We start from the raw sequence: 18,775 nt of genomic DNA, 5'->3' as shown, positions 1-18,775 counted from the left end.
GGTTTTTTTTTACGCCAGCCGTGCGGCGGCTTATTCGTACTCGTAATTCCTGACCAATTGCCCGAGCTTTTTGATCGCCGCGTCGATTTCCGAACACCAGGCATTGCCGCAATTCAAACGCATGAAATTGCTGTATTTGCCGCTTGGCGAGAACAGCGGGCCGGGCATGAAGGCAATGCCGTTTTCCACCGCCTGCGTATGCAGTTTGAAAGAATCGACATGCTGCGGCAATTGCACCCACAACACAAACCCGCCTTGCGGCTCGGAAATCGAACAGCTTTGCGGGAACGCCTTGGCCACCGCATCCGAGGTTTGCGCAATCCGTTGCGTGATGACGCGGCGGATATGGCGCAAATGGCTGTTGTAGCTCGGGCTGGAAATCATGCCGGCCATCACCGCCTGCTTGAAATGCGAAGCCGGGCCGCTGGAGAGCGACTTCATGAAAATCATCTTGTGCGCAAACTTGCCGGCCATGATGTAGCCCGCCGACAGCGCCGGCCCGATCACCTTCGAGAAGCTGGAACACAAGAGCACATTGCCGGCCTTGTCGAAAGCCTTGACTGGCGGCGGACGGTCAGTGGCGAAACACAAATCGCCATACACATCGTTTTCGATCATCGGCACCTGATACGTTTCCAGCATCGCCGCCAACTGACGTTTCTTTTCCACCGACATCACAAAACCCATCGGATTGCTGGCGTTGGGCTGCATCATCACCGCCTTCACCATGCCCTGGCGCAAGGCCAGTTCCAACGCTTCCAGCACCACGCCGGTGGTCGGGTGGGTCGGGATTTCCAGCGCCTTCATGCCCAGCGTCTGGATTAACTGCAAAGTCAGCATATGGCACGGCGATTCAATCGCAATCGTGTCGCCCGGCTGCGCGATCAAGCGCAGGCACAGGCTCAAGGCTTCCGTGCCGCTGTTGGTGACAATCACCTCACCCGGATCGATATCGCCCCAGTCAGCGCGCAACACCAGCTGGCGCACGAAGCTGGCTTCGTTCAAATCGAAAAAGCTGGGACTGCCCAAGAGCGAAGGATTGTTGCGCGCCACATTGGAAATCACCGCCTGCAAACGCTTGATCGGCAGCAAATCATCCGGCAGCCAGGCCTTGCCCAGCTGCACCAGACTGGGACCGGCATTGGCCTTCAAAATCTGCGTCAAGCCATTGCTGATATCGACATAGGTCGGGATCTTGAATTCATTGGAGTCCGGCGCATTCAGCGGGCGCGGTTTGTGCCGCACAAAATAGCCGGCCTGCGGTTTGACATCGATCAAACCGCGCGATTCCAGCAGGCGCATGGCCTGGGTCACGGTGGAGATCGAGTATTGCTTCTTTTGCGCCAATTTGCGCACAGAAGGGAGACGGTCGCCGGGCACCAGCACCCGGTTCTTGATCATCTGGCTGATTTCCTCTGCCAGCGATTCATACAGACTTAATTGATGGTTGTCCATGCGTTATCAGATTGTGGTAGAAACTGGATGACCCTGGCGGGCGATGTGCACGATTCCGGATGCACACATTCTTATGCCAACTCGCATACCTTTGGTTGTTGATCCGGATGGAATGGGCTGGGCATGCTGATTGTAATCAATTGGCAGCAGAAAAGCACATCTTTATATTAAAAACTGCTGTTATGCAGCACAGTTAGGCACTGTACGTGTCGAAAAACCACATCCCGGCTGCAAAAAGCCTGTGCCGCAACACTGTATTGCCGCACAGGAATCATGGCAGACGCCAATTCCGGCAGCAGTTGGAAAGCGCAACCCTCCCGCTTTGTGCCCGGCGGTGGATTACATGCGTGTCACTTGCGTGTAATAAGCATGCTGCATCCTATTTTGATCTTGCAAATGCTGATGCCAAATCCAAAATTTTATGCAGCAAATGATTTCAACATTGCATTTGCAAAGCAAGTGCTTGCTATGTTTTAATCAGTTCCACAATAAAATCCGGAACGCAATCAACCGGATGCTATGGGAACCACGGAGCAGCCCGTAGTACCGATCCGCAACAACCCCGGCGCGGATCTGCAATCAATACGGGCAGCAGTCCGCAGTTCTTTTTGTATTTCCACAACACCGGAATAAATTCAGCACCTGGTTTCCGTACGCAACTGAAGACCGGGCGGGCCGGGTTTTTCCTCTTTACCCAAGGATGCGAAAATGGCTTCAATCACACGGAGCGGGCTGGCGCTCGTCCTGACGGCGGTGGCATGTCTGCCGGCCCAGGCTTTTCAGCAGGAAACCCATCGCCGCATCGCAATCGACGCGGTGCGCTTTATGCAAAACAATCCCGGCATCACGAATTACAACAAGCTGGCCTCAGGCTTGGCCAAAGCCGGCATCACGGTTGAACAATTCGCCCAGGCCATGGGGCAGGGCGCTTATGACGTGGATGATTTCGCCGACACATATTTATGCGGCGCGGTGACAGGCTCCTGCGTGCAGGCCCCGCTCTGGGGACTGGCCAAGAGCCTGGTGAATTACACCTCCTACTGGCATTTCCAAAACCACACCGCCGGCGCGGATGTGCACGGCAATCCGTTTGGCGGCTACAACTATTCCAAACTGACCGTGGCCGGCGACATCGACAACCTGGCCGCAGTGTGGCTGGTGGGCGATTATCTGGATGACGGCCCCGGCGGCATGCGCGGCTGGTTTGGCGACTGGTCGAAATACAACAGTTTTGGCGTCACCGAAGCGCATTACCGCCACGCCGGTTTTTCCACTTCCAGCCAATATGCAGACTTTGAGAAGGCGCCGTTTCAGCCGCTCGACAATCTGGGGCAATACTGGTTTGGCCAATTCCTGGCCCGCCCCAGCTTGCAAAGCCTGGGCTTTGTGATGCACACCACCGATCTGCTGCAGCCGCATCACACCTGGACCACCTCGGCGCGCCACCATGTCGGCTGGGAGCAATGGGTGAACGACTACTATCACAGCCTGAAGCTGAATGACGAAGCGCTGGTGAAAAGCGCGCTCGCCGATTTCACCCCGCTTCCCGCCGGGGCAAACGATATCCGTCCCCTGCTGACACAGGGCGGCACGTATTCCTACCAAGTCGGGGCCAGCGTACTGTCCTCAACCGATCACAACGACCGCAGCCGCGTCGCCAAACAGGTGGTGCCGCATGCGATTGCGATGGTGGTGCACATTCTGAACCGCGCCGCCGAGCGCCTGAACCAATAAAGCCGGGTTTCAACGCCAGCCACGCAATAGCGCCAGCCAGCATACCCGGCAACACACGCAGTTCTTTGCAATACGCAGCACCCGCTATCAACACCATGATTTTAAGGAAATGCAAGATGCAACAACTGATTCGTTTAAGCGCCTGCGCGCTGCTCATCGCCAGCGCCATGCCGGCCCACGCCTTCCAACAGGAAACCCATCGCCGCATCGCGATCGACGCGGTGAACTTCATCAAAAACAACCCCGGCATCACGAATTACAACAAACTGGCCTCCGGTCTGGCCAAAGCCGGCGTCACGCTGGAGCAATTCGCCCAGGCCATGGGACAGGGTGCATATGATGTGGACGACTTCGCCGACACCTATCTGTGCGGCGCCGTGACAGGTTCTTGCGTACAAGCGCCGCTGTGGGGCTTGGGCAAAGGCATCGCCAATTACACCTCGTATTGGCATTTCCAAAATCACAGCGCCGGGCGCGATGTGCACGGCAATCCGTTTGGCGGCTATAACTACGCCAAATTGCAAAATCCGGGCGACATCGACAAACTGGCCGCCACCTGGTTGGTGGGCGACTACCTGGACGACGGCGCCGGCGGCTTGAAAGGCTGGTTTGGCGACTCATCCAAATACAATTCTTTCGGCATCACCGAAGCGCGCTATCGCCACGGCGGTTACTCGACCCCGCAGCAATACGAAGATTTTGAAAAAGCCCCGTTTCAACCCATCGACAACCTGGCGCAATACTGGTTCGGCCAATTCTTAGCCCGCCCCAGCCTGCAAAGCCTGGGCTTTGTGATGCACAGCACCGACCTGCTGCAACCGCACCACACCTGGAGCTTATCCGGCAGCAACCATTCCGGCTGGGAGCAATGGGTCAACGATAACTACTACAGCCAAAACCTGAACGACAGTGCGATGGTGCAAGCCGCGCTGGCCAACTTCACCCCGCTGGCCGCGCATGCGACAGATATCCGTCCCCTGCTCACGCAAGGCGGCGCCTTCTCCTATCGGGTCGGCGCCAGCGTACTGTCTTCGACCGACCACAACGACCGCGTGCGCGTGGCCAAACAAGTGGTGCCGCATGCGATTGCGATGATGGTGCACGTCATCAACCGCGCCGCTGAACGTCTGAACCAATAAGGAGAAGGCATGAAACTCAGCTCCCGCTTTTTGTGCGGCGTGCTGTTGTGCCAATTGAGCCTGGCCCCGTCCCTGGCGACGGCGGCCAGCGTCACTGCGCCCGCCGTGGCGCAGGCCGCACGCATCGATGGCGCACACATCAGCCGCTTGACCCTGGACGCCATGAGCGTGGTGGCGCAGGGCGAAGACAGCAGTTTGACGCGCGAACAGATTTTGCAAACCATCATTGACAACCGCTTGCTGGCGCGCAGCATCAAAACACGCTTTGCCGCCTATCCGATGCGCATCGGCAGCCAGCGCGTGGCGTTTGCGCCCGACGTGCAGATCGATGATTTATTAAACGGCCACTTGCGCAGCGCTTACGGCAAACAGATCGAAGCCCGCATCAAACAACTGCCGGGCGGCACGCTCACCGGCCTGGTGACAGAGCAAGGCAAATTGGATGGGGCCACGCTGGACGCCGTATTCGGAACCTCGCAAAGCCTGCTGCTGGATTACAACCTGGCCCCGGCGCAATTGGAAAAAGCCAAAGGCGTGCTGCTCATGAAAAGCGCGCTGGAGGGCCTGACGCAGATCAGCTTGTACGATGTGTATGTGCGGCAAAACGTGCAGGGACGGGTCGAATTTTTCAACCGCAACACGGAATACATGCGCCAGCAGGCCCAGCAATACCTGGCCGGGGCGTATGTGCAGGAATGGGCGCGCCAGCAATTCGGCGCGGCGGCGGTGGAAGATTTGCGCCAAGCCTTGCTCGAACAACAGCAAGTGCGCGCCTTGGAAGCGCTGCACGGACTGGGCGGCGATGAACACGCCGATGGCGGCAGCAAACTGTTAGCGCATCTGGCGCAAGCCGTGAGCGCAGCGGAAATCCGGGAATACTACCAGCGCCACAAAGAAGAATTCCGCCGCATCGACAGCTTGCGCGCAAGGCATATCCGGATTGCGGATGAAAGCCAGGCGCGCGCAATCGGCGCCGAACTGAGCGCATTGCAAGGCGCAGCGCTGCGCCAACGCTTTATCGCCCTGGCGCGCCGGCATTCCATGGTGGATGCCGAGAAAGGCGGCGATTTGGGCTGGATCAAACACGCCGGGCGCATGAGCTGGCTGCAAGAACTGGCCATGTTGCAGGAAGTCGGCAAAGTCAGCGCGCCATTCCGCGCCCCGGTCGGCGCGCATGAAGCGGCGTGGTGGGAAATCATCCTGGTTGAAGAGCGTAAAGACGGCTATCAAGCCGCAGCTTCCGAAAGCGTGCGCTACCAGGCGGCGCGCGCGATAGCGCGCCGCAAAGCTGCGCAACAATATGCCCAACTGCGCGCAGAGTTGCGCAGCAAAGCAAAAATTGAACTCAACCCGGCCTTGCTCGCGCAAGCCGGCAACGGGAGCGCCAAACCATGAGAGTCCGCATCTTTGTGCTTGCCTGCATTGTGTTGTTCGCTTTGACGGTCTGGGCGACATGGCCGCAAGCGCCATTAGCCCCGCTCGCGCAACTGCCGGCGCCTGTCCCCGCCGCCGCGCCAGTCGCCGCCCCGGCGGCGCCGCCGCATGCGCAAGCGCCGGCCGCCGCGCCGGACTTGCGCCGGGTCGCGCTGCTGCCCACCGGGCCGCAGATGCCGGCGGCGCAAAGCCTGCTGGAAACCCGCGACGGCGACCCGCGCAGCCCGCCGATAGTGCGCAGCGAACTCAAGCAAGAGCAGCCCAGCGCGGAAGAACTGGCCGACCCCAAGCTGTACGCCAAATATGAAGCGCGCCAAAACCTGCGCGTATATGCCTCTTTCATCCACGCCACGCAGCAGGAAATTCCCAAACTGCAAGCCGGCATCGAGCGCGCCCGGCGCGAAGGCATTCCGGAGCAGAAAATCGCCAAAATCGAACACAAAATCAAACGCATGCAAGCCATGCAGGAAGAATTGCTGCACACCCATCCGGGCTTGCGCGAGATGATGTGAGGCGCATCAAACGCTGCGCAGCCGGGGGCGGAGCAGCTGCGCAGCGAGGCGCGGCATTCGCCGCTGGCCGCTGCTTTTTAGCTGCCGGCAGGCAAAAAGTATTGCGTTAAATCAGAGCAGCTGCTCCAACATCTCCGGCCCGAATACTTCGCGCCGGATGCGCTGCGGCGCAACGCCCAGTTCGATCAGGCTGCGCCATTGCGCGCGCATGAAGCCGAGTGGGCCGCACAGCCAGAAATCGGCTTCCAGATCCGCGGGACGCAATATCTTGCGCAACTCCAGCTGCCCGCTGTGCTGATAGTGCATGCCGGCCACATCCTGTTCGCGCGGCGTTTCATACGCCACCAGGCTGCGCAAATGCGGCATCGCTTCCAAAGCGCGGGACAGATCAGCTTGCAGGGCGTGGTGCGCGCCGTCGCGCGCCGCGTGTAAAAACAGCAGCGCGCGTTGCGGATCTTGCCGGCGCAAGCTGTTTAACACCGCCATCATGGGTGTGACGCCTATCCCGGCAGACAGCAAAACCATGGGCCGGGTGCGCTGCGCTAAGGGTTGAAATTCGCCATACGCGCGGCTGACTTGCAGCACGCTGCCGGCTTGCACATGCTCATGCAGCCAGTTTGAAACCAGTCCCGCCGGCTGCGCTGCTTGCGCCGGCTCGCGCTTGACGCTGATGCGCCAGTAATTGCATTGCGGCGCATCCGACAGGCTGTATTGCCGCATTTGCCGCCATTCCCCCGGCTGCGTCAGCACAGAAATATACTGTCCCGGCGCAAAGGGGCCGGGGCTGGCGCCATCCGCGCTTTGCAGATAAAACGACAGCACATCCTCACTCTCACGTTCAAGCTTGCACACGCGCACGCTTTGCCATTCGCCCGGACCGGCCCCGCTGGCGCGGTACAAAGCGGCTTCGGCACTGGTGAGTTCTGCCGCTAACAGCCAATACGCCTCATCCCAGGCCGCCAGCAGCGCCGGACTGGCGGCGGCCCCCAACACCTCTTGAATCGCGCCCAGCAAATGCCGGCCCACAATGCTGTAGTGCGAAGCTTTGATGCCAACTGCGGCGTGTTTATGCGCGATGCGCTCCAGCACAGGGGCCAGCGCCTGGCGGTTATCGATATTCGCGGCATACGCAAACACCGCCGCCGCCAAGGCTTGTTGCTGGCTGCCATTCGCTTGATTACCCAGATTGAACAGGTGTTTCAGCTCGCTGTGCTCAGTCAGCATATTGCGGTAAAAACATTGCGAAATGGCGGCCCCGTGCTCACGCAAAACCGGTACGCTGGCGGCGATCAATGGGCGGGATTGAGACGATAACATCATAGCTCCTTAAAAACGGTATATAAAATGCATATTAAAATCCACAAAAAAGCGCGGCCTGGCCGCGCCACTAAAGCTTATTGTGCTGCTTGTTGAATCGCGATGAATTGGCGGCGCATCTGCAACAGGGTTTCGCCCGTCTGTTTGGTCACCATATCCGCCAGGGTGTATTCATCCAGCTTGGCGTAAAAGGCATTGAGCGCTGCATCCAAAGCCATTTGCAATCCGCAACCCTGATTCAGGGGACAGGGCGGTTTGCCACAATCAATCAAATGCGCATGCCCCTCCAGCGCGCGCACCACTTCACCCATACGGATCAGATGCGCGGGCGCGCCCAGCAGCATGCCGCCATTTCTGCCGCGCTGGGCTTGCACCCAGCCCAATTTCACCAGGCGCGCGGAGACTTTGATCAAATGATTGTGGGGAATTCCGAATTGCCCCGAAATTTCCGCCACCGTCACCAATCGCTCTTGCTCCTGGCGCGCCAAATACATCAGGATGCGCAGGCCAAAGTCTGTGAAGTGATTCAGCAACATGTTTTGCTTTCATATCGAGCGATGCCGGCAGTATATAAAAACAGCATTTAAAATGCAAGTTATTAAGTCTCTATGTACTTCGTCGGGCAGCATCGGGTTATTTCGGGTGGCTTGGGAGCAGAGATCATGCTCAGCCGGCATACAGGCCGGTTGCTTGTGGCAGGCAGGGTTGGGGCCTGTCGGCGGCGCCTTGCTCAGCCGCTTTGGCTGGCTCACGCCATGAAAAGGGAAGCTGCTTGCATTGTAACGCCAAATGGCAGTTTGCTTTGACTGCTTGTGCGCATCTCTGCTTGTACTTGAAACAACAGCGTCACATGAAGAATCAATGGAAAAGAATCAATGGGGTCAGACTGGATTGATTTCTCAAATCGCCCAGCCGTGTCAACAGCGATTCAAAATTGATACAGTTTTCCCTCATGCAGCGATTGAATTTTGATACACCACCGTCCGCACCATTGGTGCGAGCAGCGGGCCTTCTGGAGGGAGGGCGAAGCCCGACCGGAGGAAGGCCCGCTGCTCGCGGCGCTCAATTTGCCGCCATTTGCACCATGCCGGCCTGTCGTTGATTTTTCAGGCGATAGCTGCCACCGGCAATCGGCACGATGAGAATCAATGGGGTCAGACTGGATTGATTTCTCAAATCGCCCAGCCGGATAGCCTGAACTCCTTCATCGAGACGTTAAATATGAAAGAGGGGGAATAGCGCTGGGAATCAATGGGGTCAGACTGGATTGATTTCTCAAATCGCCCAGCCGGATAGCCTGAACTCCTTCATCGAGACGTTGAAATATGAACGAGGGGGAATAGCGCTGCATGGGCGGAACAGGGCCTCAGCTCCTTATTCAAGCTTCCATTTCAGAAGTTGCGCAGCGATCCGCGTGGCGGGTGTGTGCCAACTTGGCTGCGCTGCTGAATGTTGGGCGTCACTGCTCAGATCAATCGAGTCTGACCCTATTGATCAAATCGCCCAGCCGGATAGCCTGAACTCCTTCATCGAGACGTTAAATATGAAAGAGGGGGAATAGCGCTGCATTGGCGGAACTGGGCCTCAGCTCCTTATTCAAGCTTCCATTTCAGGAGTTGCGCAGCGATCCGCGTGGCGGGTGTGTGCCAACTTGGCTGCGCTGCTGAATGTTGGGCGTCACTGCGCAGATCAATCGAGTCTGACCCCATTGATCCCTACCCCATTGATCCCTGACCCCATTGATCCCCATTGATCCGCTTGGCCGTTAATCGGTTTTTTTTGCACGTCTGTAAAAAATATCAGTAAAAATTATTTTGTAAATATTTTCCATCCGACCCTGCTGCATGGCTGATCGGGTTTGAATCACTGTAATTACTATTTTTACTTCTCTATCCAACTGTTATGCAGTCTGCACCAAACCCGCTGCAGGCATGCGTAAGCCTGCAGAAAAATTTTCTCTGGGCAATCGAATAGCAAAATTGAATTGTACAAATTAAATTTTGCAAAAACTGTTTTAATTTTTAGCGTAGAAATATAAATTAATTTAAGCTTGCAAATGTGATTGTAAGCAAAAAAATAGTATTGTTTATCAGGCGTAAGTAAGTATAGAGGCAGGTACAAAAATCGGAAGAAGAGTAATGGAGTTGCTAAAAACACCATAAAAGCGGCTTTGACTTTTCTCAAAAACAGGTCTATCGTTCAGTTCGGCAAGTGCATGACAGTTATTTAAATTGATCTATTCATGCAAGACACATCAGCGCGCAGTAAGCGATAAGAAAAAACCAGCAACTGCCTGACTTGCCTTCAATTCTCCTCCACCCACCCGTAAGCGCCGGCTGCGGGCGGGACGAAAAACAGCCTGAGCGGCTTGATACAAAGACTGGTGCTGTTGCGCTTGCGCGCAGCGCCGCTTGCATAACAAGGCGCGCGCTCCCTGTCACACCATCCAAGCAGCACAGCCCGCCAGGGGCTGGGCAGGGGGATTGTTTGCGCCAAAAAATTGAGGACTATCATGCTAACCCTGCAAAAAAGCTTTAAGTTTGACGGCCACACCAAAGATGGCCGCTTTTCCACCCTCAAAGTCGAAGTCAATTACGCTCTGTGGGAATATCAGAATAATGCGGAGAGCGCCTACATCGCGCAGCGTCAATCCAATGCCAGCCATAGCCTGGAATTCATCCAGCAGGCCGGCGATGGCACATACCGGCTGGATCTGCCGGCGGCCCATTTGTGCGGGGCCAATGGAGCGGCGTTCGCCGCGTATATGCAGCAGGTGTTACAGGCGCAAAATCCGAATCTGGATGATGTGCTGTTCAATTTTGATGTGCTGTTTTCTGATCTGGAAAGCGGCGCCGTGGTGGGAGGGCAGCATCTGCAAGCGCTGCTGCTGATGAAAAATCCGCGCAGCTATGCGCAGGCGCTGAACGGCAAAGATGAGGCCGGCGGCGCACATGCGCTGGCGCAGCCAGACGCGCAGCCTGCGCGCGCGGCGCCGGGGATTGCGCCTTCCAATTTGTATCTGCTGTCAAAAAGCGGCTTTGATGCGCTGCAAACCGAATTCTCCGCTCTCACCGGCTATCACGAAGAAGGGGTGTTTTTTGGCCTGGTGCGGCAAATGCTGGACTATCTCGACGAGCGCAGCCACACGCCGCTGTTTTTGAACGAGGCGACGCTGGCGCGCATGGCGGCGGTGTTGGAAGATCGCGGCGTGCCCAAGGCGCGCGCCGGCTTGGATATGTTGAAAAAGCGTTTCGACAAGCTGTTTGATTTCCCCCTGCATGTGAGCGAGATTCGCATGCTGGAAGTGGGCGGACGTTTGCAACTCAAGCCGCGCGACGATAAGGAGCAAGTCGGGCGCGATGATTTTGCGCTGTATCAAGTGGCGCTTGAATATTCCGCGCTGGCGTCCGGCAATCAAGCCGGCTTTGTCAGCCAAACCCTGGATTGGAGCGCGCAAAACGGGACAGTCGAGCAAGACAGCCTCAGCTTTGCTTTTGCCGATACACAGGCGATTATCGCGAATGCGGTGCACAGCCTGGTGCATGTGGTGGTCAAGGCGTATGACGGCGCGGTGGTGTGGAGCCGTTCATATAAAAAAGATGATCCCACCTTGCGCAAGCTCAATATTGTGTGCGCCTTGCAGCGGCCAAACAAATTGCAGGAAGCCGAAACCCGGCGCCGCGCCAGCAATAAAAAATTGCGCGGCAAGCTGATAGCAGTCAACAGCAGTGTGTCGCTCAAAGATGTCACCGTGATGGTGCAGGCGCGCGACAGCGCACAGGCGGCCTGGCGCGTGGTGAGCGCCGGCAAGACCGATGCGTTTGGCAACTTTGTCCTGCCCTATCCCTGGGGTGTGTATCAGGCGGCGCAGGCTGTGGTGGAATTGACGCCCAACAGCCCGGCCCCGATTCCGGTTGATCCGCAGGCCCCGGATGAAGCCTGCATTGCCGACGATTTCCTGTACCTGATGGTGCAAGACATCGATGAGCCGCCGCATGCGCATGACGGCGGCGATGATTGCGGCTGCAAGCAGCCGAAAAATGCGCCGCGCCTGCCTGACCATAATGACTTGATCAACTCGAATGAATATTCGCAAGATCTGGGCGGCTCGTGCATGAATCTGTCTACCCCGAACCGCACCTTGCGTGAATTCAATTACCAGGCGATTGTGCGCACCTCCGACCCGGATGTGGCGAACTACACTTTGAAGAAATTGCCGAATGGCGGCTATGAATTAAGCGGCGGCGCGGCCAAGCTCAAGCGCGCCACGGTGGATTTGAACAATCCGATTCAATGGCAGGATGCGCCGACGGCGCAAGCCAATTTGAGCCTGTATCAAGCGGTGACGGTGGCTACCGGCCATGTGTTGCATTTCAAATCTGAATTCCGCGCCGATGGCTATTCGCTGGGCGATTTGCTGTATTCGCTGGCGCTGGCGCCGGGACAGAAAAAACAGGTGGTGGTGTTTGACTCGCAGCACAGCTTGCGCGGCGCGGAAAGCCAGAGCTTGAGCCAGGGCGAGCGCTTGAGCGCAGGTATCAGCGATGAGCGTGAAATCGTCGATCAATTGGGCGGCGGCATCAGCGAAGCGCTGCGCGGCAGCAGCAATGCCAGCACCAGCGGGGTCAGCGCGGGCTTGGGCGCTTCCGGTTCTGCCGGCTTTTTCGGCGCCTCGCTCGGCGTGGCTGGCGGTTATGCGAATGCGAATTCGCAAGCATCGCAAAACAGCGCACGCAATGTCTCGCAGTATTTCAGTGAAAAACTGCGGCAGTCGATTATGCAAAACGCCAACAGCTATCGTCAGCTGAATGCGACGGTGGTGACGTCTGTCAATGAGGGACAGCATTATTCAGCGCAAACCGAAGTGGTGGCCAACCATAATCACTGCCATCCGCTGACCATGATGTATTTTGAAGTGCTGCGCCATTTTGCCGTGTACCAAGAGCTGGTTGATGTTGAGGAATGCATTTTTGTGCCGCTTCTGATGACCAATTTCACGCCGCACAATATCAATAAGTGGCGCGATGTGCTGTCCCGTCATATGCTGCCGCTGCATGCCAACACCTATTTGCAACCGCGTATGGCGTTGGGCATGGGGCGCAATCACCCGCTGCTCAAAGCGTTTGACGCAAATGACCGGATTTTGACGAATTATGCGAATGTCGATTTCCCGGCCACCACTTATGACGATGAGAAAATCCGCGATGTCAAAGGCGAACTGACCTTGCGCGTGCATCTGCCGCGCCCGAAAACCCGCTATGACTTTGTCAAATCCGCGCCGGTTATCAGCAAAACCGAGTACCACAAAGAAAGCGATGCCGGCTCGGTTGCGAAAAGCGTTTTCCTCGGCATTTTGACCGGCGGCCTGTCACTGCTGGCGGGCGACGATGGCAGCAAGACCGTCGCCGAGCAAGTCTTGGCGCGCGCCAAGCTGTTTGACGCCTTTATGCAAATGGACGCCAATTTTGAAACGGCGCCGCCGGCCAAGTGCATGCGGGTGGTGAATTTCCGTGCGGTCTCGGTCAAGATCTGGGGCGCGAATGTGTCGATTACGGCGGCGGATTTCTTTGAAGACAGCATTCTGGATCGTCACGCCTGGAAAGCCTACGCCACGATTTTGGGCTATGCCGATCCGATTGACATGCTGGAGTATTACTTCAAGGGCCGCCTGATCGCTGAGTGGGACGGGATTTTCTATCACGACATCGTGCCGGTAGTGTATCGCCGTTTGATTGAACAACTGCATTTGGATTATGTGAATGCGGATTGGACTGCGCTCACCAATTACAAAGGCGGCGAACATTTGATGCGGGTCGCCTTCTCCGGCAGCACCCAATTCAAGCGCAAGCAATTGCCGGATGATATTTTCCTCAAGTGCAATAATGTGGCGATCAAGCAGATTGCCGACCAGATCAAATTTGTGCTCGAAACCGCGCGCATCACCTACGCCACCCAGCACTTCCATGGCGTGTTGTTCAATGGCCGGGTGAATAATGATTTGCTCGACGCCAGCGGCGCCAAGCTGTACATCCCCGAAAGCGAAGACGAAAAGCGCAATCCGAAGAAAGAAGACGCCTACCTGGTGCAAAAACTGGTGGAGCATTTGAACAGCAATCTGGAGCATTACAACAAGGCGCTCTGGTTCAATCTGGATCATGACCGCCGCTTTATGTTGCTGGATGGCTTCCACATTCAGATTTACGACACCAATGGCCAGCCCGCAGGCTATCGCGCCCTGGCTTCTGTGGTGAAAAATCAATTGCTGTCGATCGTCGGCAATTCGCTGGTGTTTCCAGTCGCTGCCGGCTACAAGATCAGCAAGTCGTATATCGTCGAGCACAATGAGCAGGGCGATGAGGAGCATGTGTCCCTGCTGGAACACTATCGGCCGAGCCTGCCGGCTGCGCCGTATCGCATCAGCGTCCCCTCGCGCGGGGTGTTCTTAGAAGCGGTCAAGGGCGTTTGCAATGCCTGCGAACCGGTGGAAGAAAACACTTCGCAGGATTGGACCAAGTTCACCACCGATGAACCGACGCCGATTTTGCCGCTGAGCGCGCCGACGCCCAGCATCACGGATTACAAGCCGAGCTATAAAGATTTTGCCGCGCCGATTGTGAATATTCAAAGCGCGCCCGGCTTGCCCGCGCCGGGGGCCGGCCTGGCCGGTCTTGGCGAGTTGCTGGGCAAAGCCGGCATCTTCAATGACATCACCGGCTTGCAGGGCAATCAGGAAAACGCGCTCAAGACACTGCAATCGAATAATGAAAATGTGCGCGCGCTGGCGGAAACCTCCAAGGGACTGGTCTCGCAAGAGCGCAACACCAGTAATTCCGACAAGATCATGAATGCCTTAAAGAAAGCCAAAGATTCCGGCGGCATCACGCAGCAGGAATATGGCAGTCTGTTGAAGAGCCATTTGCAGCAATTGATTGACGGCGGCGATGGCCAGAAAGCCGAAGCGGAAAAACACAAACCCAGCCTGACCGAGGCAGCCGTCAAAGCCGCCGAGCAGGGCAAGACCGTGAAGGCGCAAAAAGTGGGGCCGGAAGGCGGTGTTGAATCTGTCACCATCGAAGGCGCAGCGCCGGAAAAGGTGCTGGCTGAAGTGAAAGGCGCGATTCCGCTCTTGAAGCAGGAAAACAATATGGCTTGCTGGGCCACGGTGGCGACCATGATGGTGAATTGGCAGAAACAGCAAAGCCTGTCTGTGCCGGAAGTGCTGGCTTCGGCGGGCGCGATTTATCTGCAAAAATTCAATGACAAAAAAGGCTTGAGCGCAGGTGAAAAACCGGCCTTCCTGAATGTCTTGGGTATGCAGGGCGAAGCGCCGGCTTCCTACACCGTGCAGCAATATATTGATTGGGTGAATGCATACGGCCCGCTGTGGGTGACGACCGATTCGTCTGACGCCAGCGGAAAATTCAGCCCGCATGCGCGGATTCTGGTGAAAATTTCCGGTACCGGCGCTGCCGATGGCGTGGGCACGAATTTCACCTTTATTGATCCGGCTTCCGGCAGCAAGACCACCGAGAGCTTCGCCAAATTTGTCGCCGCCTATGAGCAAATGGTGACGGACAATCCTTCCGACAATCTGTTTGTGCAGATCGTGCATTTTGCCTCCAAAGCCGGTGCCGGCAAGCCGGGCGAAGGCGAAGGCGGGCCGGTGGAAGGCGCGGCCAGTGTGGATAAAGATGCGCGCCGCACACCGGCTGAAATCAGCAGCCAATTGTCCAAGTACAGCGGGCATGCGGCCGGGGCCACGGTCAAAATCGTGGCTGATTACGTCAAGTCCAAGCTGGAAAATGTGTGGAATGGCAAGGGCGGCATCATCGGCATGGTGGATCATGGCGAACACCAAAAGCTGGTCGAGTATCTGGGCACGAATGCGGTGCCGGCGACATATTCCAGCGCGGCGGACAAGGCCAAGACGATTGCGGCGGAATCGTTTGCCGCCTGGGACGGCAAAAATCCGGCGACTGATCCCGATCCCTCGACCTGGGCCTATAACCGTTCTTTCAGCGATGGCGGTTTGCCGTATTGCGTGATGCGCTTTTACAAATTGGTGAAGCCGGGTTACGCCAAGGATTATTTCCCCATCCTGGCGCATGAGATCTGTCACTACCTGCTGTTCCAGAGCGAAGCGCTGATTGAAGCGGACACCCGTGATTTCCTGTTTGATGCGAATGTGGCGCAAGCTGACCGCGCCGCCGGCGCAGTGGCGCGCAACCGCTTTATCCAGGAAGTGGTGGGGCGGCGCTTGAATTATCTGGTGCATAAGGAGATTGATGTGCCGGCCACGCCGGACAGCGCGACACCGGCGCAAATCGGCAAGATGGCGGCGGAATGGGCCATGAAGCAGACCAATGGCGTCGATTACTACCAGAAAATTCATGACTTCCTGCAAAAACTGCCAAACGATGCGGCGCGCCGCAATCAGCTCGGCATTTGGCTGCAGAATTTCTGGTCAAAGGTGACGATGTTTGACAACCAGGCTTTCGCCACCAAGCTGGCGGGCGATTTGAATCTGGCTGGCGAATTCCTGAAAAAAGCAGATGACGCCACGTATGCGGCGGAAAAATCTGACGGAATTCATTGATTTTCCGTTTGCGCAGGCCGGCTAGCCCGGCTTGCGCCTTGCCCCGCAGGCGCCCGCCAGCGGGGTTTTTTTATAGCAGGAATCAATGGGGTAGGAATCAATGGGGTCAGACTGGATTGATTTCTCAAGCCGCCCAGCCGGATAGCCTGAATTCCTTTATCGAGACGTTGAAATATGAACAGGGAGAATAGCGCTGCATTGGCGGAATGTTGTTTAAGCTGCCATTTCAGGAGTTGCACAGCGATCTGCGCGGCGGGTGTGCGCCAACTGGGCCGCGCTGCTGAATGTTGGGTGTAACTGCTCAGATCAATCGAGTCTGACCCCATTGATCCCATTGATCGATCGCCATTGATCGCGAGGGCGGGCGCAAGCGCTTTTTCGGATAGGATAGGGATTTTCCGCACTTTCAAAAACATGCTGCCGCATTCAATTGATTGGGATCAGAATTTCGCCAGCCAGGGCTGGGCCATCCTGCCCGCCTGGCTCAAGGCGCCAGACTGCGTTGCAATCGCGGCGCAAGCGGATAGTCTGCATCAACAAGGGGCCGGGCGGCGCGACGTGCTGGCGCAAAGCTGGTGCGTGGCGCTGCTGCAAGCCATGCGCCAACTGCCTGCGCTGCAAACGCATTTACACGGTATGCAAGCGGTACAATGCAGCTACTTCGCCAAAAGCGCTGATTGTAATTGGCTGGTTCCGCTGCATCAGGATCTGAGCGTGCCGGTGGCCGCTCGCAACGCACACCCGGCCCTGCGCGGCTGGTCGTGCAAAGACGGACAGCTTTTCGTGCAGCCGCCCTCCAGCCTGCTGGCGCGTATGTTGGCGCTGCGCCTGCATCTGGATGCGGTGGACGCTGAAAACGGCGCATTACGGGTCTTGAACGGCAGCCATGTCGGCGAGTATGCCGACGCCGCCAGCGCACGCGCAGCCTGCGGAGAAACACTGTGCAGCGCCGAGGCCGGCAGCCTGATGCTGATGCGCCCCCGCTTGTGGCACGCCTCCGGCAAAATCACAGCGCAGCGCCAGCGCCGCGTGCTGCATTTTCTGTTCGGGCCGCAGGCGCCCGGTTTTGGCTTATGCTGGCCATCTGACGCATCCCGCTGAAGAATCAATGGGGTCAGACTGGATTGATTCTCAACTCGCCCAGCCGAATCAATGGGGTCAGACTGGATTGATTTCTCAAGTCGCCCAGCCGCGAATCAATGGGGTCAGACTGGATTGATTTCTCAAGTCGCCCAGCCGGATAGCCTGAACTCCTTCATCGAGACGTTGAAATATGAACGAGGGAGAATAGCGCAGCATTGGCGGAATGTTGTTTAAGCTGCCATTTCAGGAGTTGCACAGCGATCTGCGCGGCGGTGTGTGCCAACTTGGCTTCTCGCTGAAAGTTGGGCGCCACTGTTCATATCAATCGAGTCTGATCCCATTGATCTAATTGAATCAGGCTTTGCCCTTCAAATATTCAATATTTCCTTTGAAAAAGCTCGGCCTCATCTGCCAGCATTCCGATATTGGATGTCATTTTTGCATAATCATGTGCGCCGGTTTTAAGAAATGCCAGCAATTTATAGTGATTTTGCATGCGTATACCTTGGCAATAAATCAAATGTGTATCACTGGTGCGATGAAATGGAATTGATTGTAAGCGCCATTTCTTTTCTGTATTATTTTGCCGTGTTACAGGCAGCCCTTGCAGAAAATGTGGGTGAATATGGGCGTGCCTTAAGCTTGCGTCAACCGCGCTGGCAGGACGGTTGTATAATTCGTCACGCCCAAAATATTGTGAGCCTTTTCCTGACTTATAATTCACAAATTCGATAATCAGTGCATCAATTTGCTCTGTGCTCAATTGCCTGCTGATCCTGTCCGATAAATGTGTCACAATATGCATATCAGGTCGCCTTCATCATTTTGAAGCTCTGGATTTTTCCCTTTTGCAATCAAGTCTTTCTCATTTGCCAAGGCAATTTCGGTAATTCTTTGGGGAGTTAAAAAAGCCAAGGCATCTTCCATACCGGTTTTAACATGGCGAATGTTTGCAGGAGTTTCTTTTTTCATGGCTGAGCCTCTTGTGGGTGATAGCTGTAATTTTCCCGATGTATGCTCAAGTCTTTCCAAACGAGGCAGGCGCCATCCTGCGATTCTGTGAATTCACTTGTTTCCAACCACTGAATAAGCTGTAGAAGGTTGTAATCCTTTTCTTTCAGCAGATCAAAAATCAGGCGAAGATTATTTTTCTTGTTTTCTTCCTTTTGGCTGGATATCACATATTGGTGAAGTTGCGTCTGCTCTTCATTTTGATACACTTCAAGCACCAAATAACAGGAATCATCATTTCCATAAAAGCTGAGGTCGAGATTGATTTCCGGAAACACCCATGAGCCTTTATCTTCAATGAGCAAGCGGGCCCAGTTGTAAAAATCATTAACGTCACTGGAATGAATCTGCATGGATTGCTCTCAGGTAAGAGATGGATAGTGGATTGACATATCTGAAAATTATAGCATTCGCAGACTGTATTCCGATTAAAATTTTCCAGTTTTTGGAAAAAATGATTTTGATGCGTTCAGGAAAATAATTTCCATCAGGTA

General features: G+C 55.9%; 14 protein-coding genes. 7 read left to right on the top strand and 7 right to left on the bottom strand.

Features of this window, described 5'->3' with window-relative positions:
• Positions 1–30: 30 nt before the first annotated feature.
• A complete protein-coding gene (locus V8J88_RS16090; protein WP_338845221.1) occupies positions 31–1,455 on the bottom strand; it encodes a PLP-dependent aminotransferase family protein in 1,425 nt (474 codons plus the stop codon).
• A 273-nt stretch (positions 1,456–1,728) separates the two neighbouring features.
• Here V8J88_RS16090 and V8J88_RS16085 point away from each other — a divergent pair, with 273 nt between their 5' ends.
• The 5 genes from V8J88_RS16085 to V8J88_RS16065 all read left to right on the top strand — a co-directional run bounded on the left by V8J88_RS16085 (position 1,729) and on the right by V8J88_RS16065 (position 6,274).
• A complete protein-coding gene (locus V8J88_RS16085) occupies positions 1,729–1,932 on the top strand; it encodes a hypothetical protein (protein ID WP_338845220.1) in 204 nt (67 codons plus the stop codon).
• A 231-nt stretch (positions 1,933–2,163) separates the two neighbouring features.
• On the top strand, positions 2,164–3,189 hold the full coding sequence (locus V8J88_RS16080; RefSeq protein ID WP_338845219.1) for a phospholipase: 1,026 nt from the start codon (positions 2,164–2,166) through the stop codon (positions 3,187–3,189).
• A gap of 116 nt (positions 3,190–3,305) precedes the next feature.
• Positions 3,306–4,328 (top strand): phospholipase, encoded by a 1,023-nt coding sequence (locus V8J88_RS16075; protein ID WP_338845218.1) that lies wholly within the window; start codon positions 3,306–3,308, stop codon positions 4,326–4,328.
• Positions 4,329–4,337: 9 nt separating this feature from the next.
• A complete protein-coding gene (locus V8J88_RS16070; protein WP_338845217.1) occupies positions 4,338–5,723 on the top strand; it encodes a peptidylprolyl isomerase in 1,386 nt (461 codons plus the stop codon).
• On the top strand, positions 5,720–6,274 hold the full coding sequence (locus tag V8J88_RS16065; protein WP_338845216.1) for a hypothetical protein: 555 nt from the start codon (positions 5,720–5,722) through the stop codon (positions 6,272–6,274). The genes V8J88_RS16070 and V8J88_RS16065 overlap by 4 nt, the downstream gene beginning before the upstream one ends.
• Positions 6,275–6,385: 111 nt before the next feature.
• Here V8J88_RS16065 and V8J88_RS16060 read toward each other — a convergent pair whose 3' ends face one another.
• Together V8J88_RS16060 and V8J88_RS16055 are read right to left on the bottom strand one after the other, a co-directional pair.
• The gene (locus tag V8J88_RS16060) at positions 6,386–7,591 is read right to left on the bottom strand and encodes a globin domain-containing protein (RefSeq protein WP_338849904.1); all 1,206 of its coding nucleotides are present in this window, start codon (positions 7,589–7,591) and stop codon (positions 6,386–6,388) included.
• A 77-nt stretch (positions 7,592–7,668) separates the two neighbouring features.
• Positions 7,669–8,127, bottom strand: a complete 459-nt coding sequence (locus tag V8J88_RS16055; RefSeq protein WP_338845215.1) for an Rrf2 family transcriptional regulator — start codon at positions 8,125–8,127, stop codon at positions 7,669–7,671.
• Between the two features lie 1,976 nt (positions 8,128–10,103).
• Between V8J88_RS16055 and V8J88_RS16050 the strand changes: the two genes are divergently transcribed.
• On the top strand, positions 10,104–16,187 hold the full coding sequence (locus V8J88_RS16050) for a papain-like cysteine protease family protein (protein ID WP_338845214.1): 6,084 nt from the start codon (positions 10,104–10,106) through the stop codon (positions 16,185–16,187).
• On the opposite strand, the gene V8J88_RS16045 is transcribed toward V8J88_RS16050, so the two are convergent.
• Positions 16,181–16,603: a hypothetical protein gene (locus V8J88_RS16045; protein ID WP_338845213.1), complete on the bottom strand. Its 423-nt coding sequence runs from the start codon at positions 16,601–16,603 to the stop codon at positions 16,181–16,183. The genes V8J88_RS16050 and V8J88_RS16045 overlap by 7 nt on opposite strands.
• Between V8J88_RS16045 and V8J88_RS16040 the strand changes: the two genes are divergently transcribed.
• Positions 16,602–17,288 (top strand): phytanoyl-CoA dioxygenase family protein, encoded by a 687-nt coding sequence (locus tag V8J88_RS16040; RefSeq protein ID WP_338845212.1) that lies wholly within the window; start codon positions 16,602–16,604, stop codon positions 17,286–17,288. The genes V8J88_RS16045 and V8J88_RS16040 overlap by 2 nt on opposite strands.
• 358 nt (positions 17,289–17,646) lie before the next feature.
• Here the strand turns inward: V8J88_RS16040 and V8J88_RS16035 are convergent, their stop codons facing one another.
• From V8J88_RS16035 to V8J88_RS16025, 3 genes are read right to left on the bottom strand one after another with little or no spacing between them, the layout of a single operon-like run.
• Complete coding sequence (locus V8J88_RS16035; RefSeq protein ID WP_338845210.1) at positions 17,647–18,075, bottom strand: type II toxin-antitoxin system YafO family toxin; 429 nt, start codon at positions 18,073–18,075, stop codon at positions 17,647–17,649.
• Positions 18,063–18,242 carry a hypothetical protein gene (locus V8J88_RS16030; RefSeq protein WP_338845209.1) on the bottom strand — a complete coding sequence of 60 codons (180 nt, stop codon included), beginning with the start codon at positions 18,240–18,242 and terminating at the stop codon, positions 18,063–18,065. The genes V8J88_RS16035 and V8J88_RS16030 overlap by 13 nt, the downstream gene beginning before the upstream one ends.
• Positions 18,239–18,634, bottom strand: coding sequence for a hypothetical protein (locus V8J88_RS16025; protein ID WP_338845208.1), 396 nt, complete (start codon positions 18,632–18,634; stop codon positions 18,239–18,241). Before V8J88_RS16025 ends, V8J88_RS16030 begins: the two co-directional genes overlap by 4 nt.
• Positions 18,635–18,775 lie beyond the last annotated feature (141 nt).

The sequence above is a fragment of the Massilia sp. W12 genome (genome assembly GCF_037300705.1).
Taxonomy (GTDB): domain Bacteria; phylum Pseudomonadota; class Gammaproteobacteria; order Burkholderiales; family Burkholderiaceae_D; genus JACPVY01.
This window is presented reverse-complemented; position numbering and strand designations above follow the sequence as displayed.

Coding starts and splice junctions, on each gene's coding strand:
- V8J88_RS16090 (WP_338845221.1), bottom strand. CDS start 1,455: ATGGACAACCATCAATTAAGTCTGTATGAATCGCTGGCAGAGGAAATC.
- V8J88_RS16085 (WP_338845220.1), top strand. CDS start 1,729: ATGGCAGACGCCAATTCCGGCAGCAGTTGGAAAGCGCAACCCTCCCGC.
- V8J88_RS16080 (WP_338845219.1), top strand. CDS start 2,164: ATGGCTTCAATCACACGGAGCGGGCTGGCGCTCGTCCTGACGGCGGTG.
- V8J88_RS16075 (WP_338845218.1), top strand. CDS start 3,306: ATGCAACAACTGATTCGTTTAAGCGCCTGCGCGCTGCTCATCGCCAGC.
- V8J88_RS16070 (WP_338845217.1), top strand. CDS start 4,338: ATGAAACTCAGCTCCCGCTTTTTGTGCGGCGTGCTGTTGTGCCAATTG.
- V8J88_RS16065 (WP_338845216.1), top strand. CDS start 5,720: ATGAGAGTCCGCATCTTTGTGCTTGCCTGCATTGTGTTGTTCGCTTTG.
- V8J88_RS16060 (WP_338849904.1), bottom strand. CDS start 7,591: ATGTTATCGTCTCAATCCCGCCCATTGATCGCCGCCAGCGTACCGGTT.
- V8J88_RS16055 (WP_338845215.1), bottom strand. CDS start 8,127: ATGTTGCTGAATCACTTCACAGACTTTGGCCTGCGCATCCTGATGTAT.
- V8J88_RS16050 (WP_338845214.1), top strand. CDS start 10,104: ATGCTAACCCTGCAAAAAAGCTTTAAGTTTGACGGCCACACCAAAGAT.
- V8J88_RS16040 (WP_338845212.1), top strand. CDS start 16,602: ATGCTGCCGCATTCAATTGATTGGGATCAGAATTTCGCCAGCCAGGGC.
- V8J88_RS16045 (WP_338845213.1), bottom strand. CDS start 16,603: ATGTTTTTGAAAGTGCGGAAAATCCCTATCCTATCCGAAAAAGCGCTT.
- V8J88_RS16035 (WP_338845210.1), bottom strand. CDS start 18,075: ATGCATATTGTGACACATTTATCGGACAGGATCAGCAGGCAATTGAGC.
- V8J88_RS16030 (WP_338845209.1), bottom strand. CDS start 18,242: ATGAAAAAAGAAACTCCTGCAAACATTCGCCATGTTAAAACCGGTATG.
- V8J88_RS16025 (WP_338845208.1), bottom strand. CDS start 18,634: ATGCAGATTCATTCCAGTGACGTTAATGATTTTTACAACTGGGCCCGC.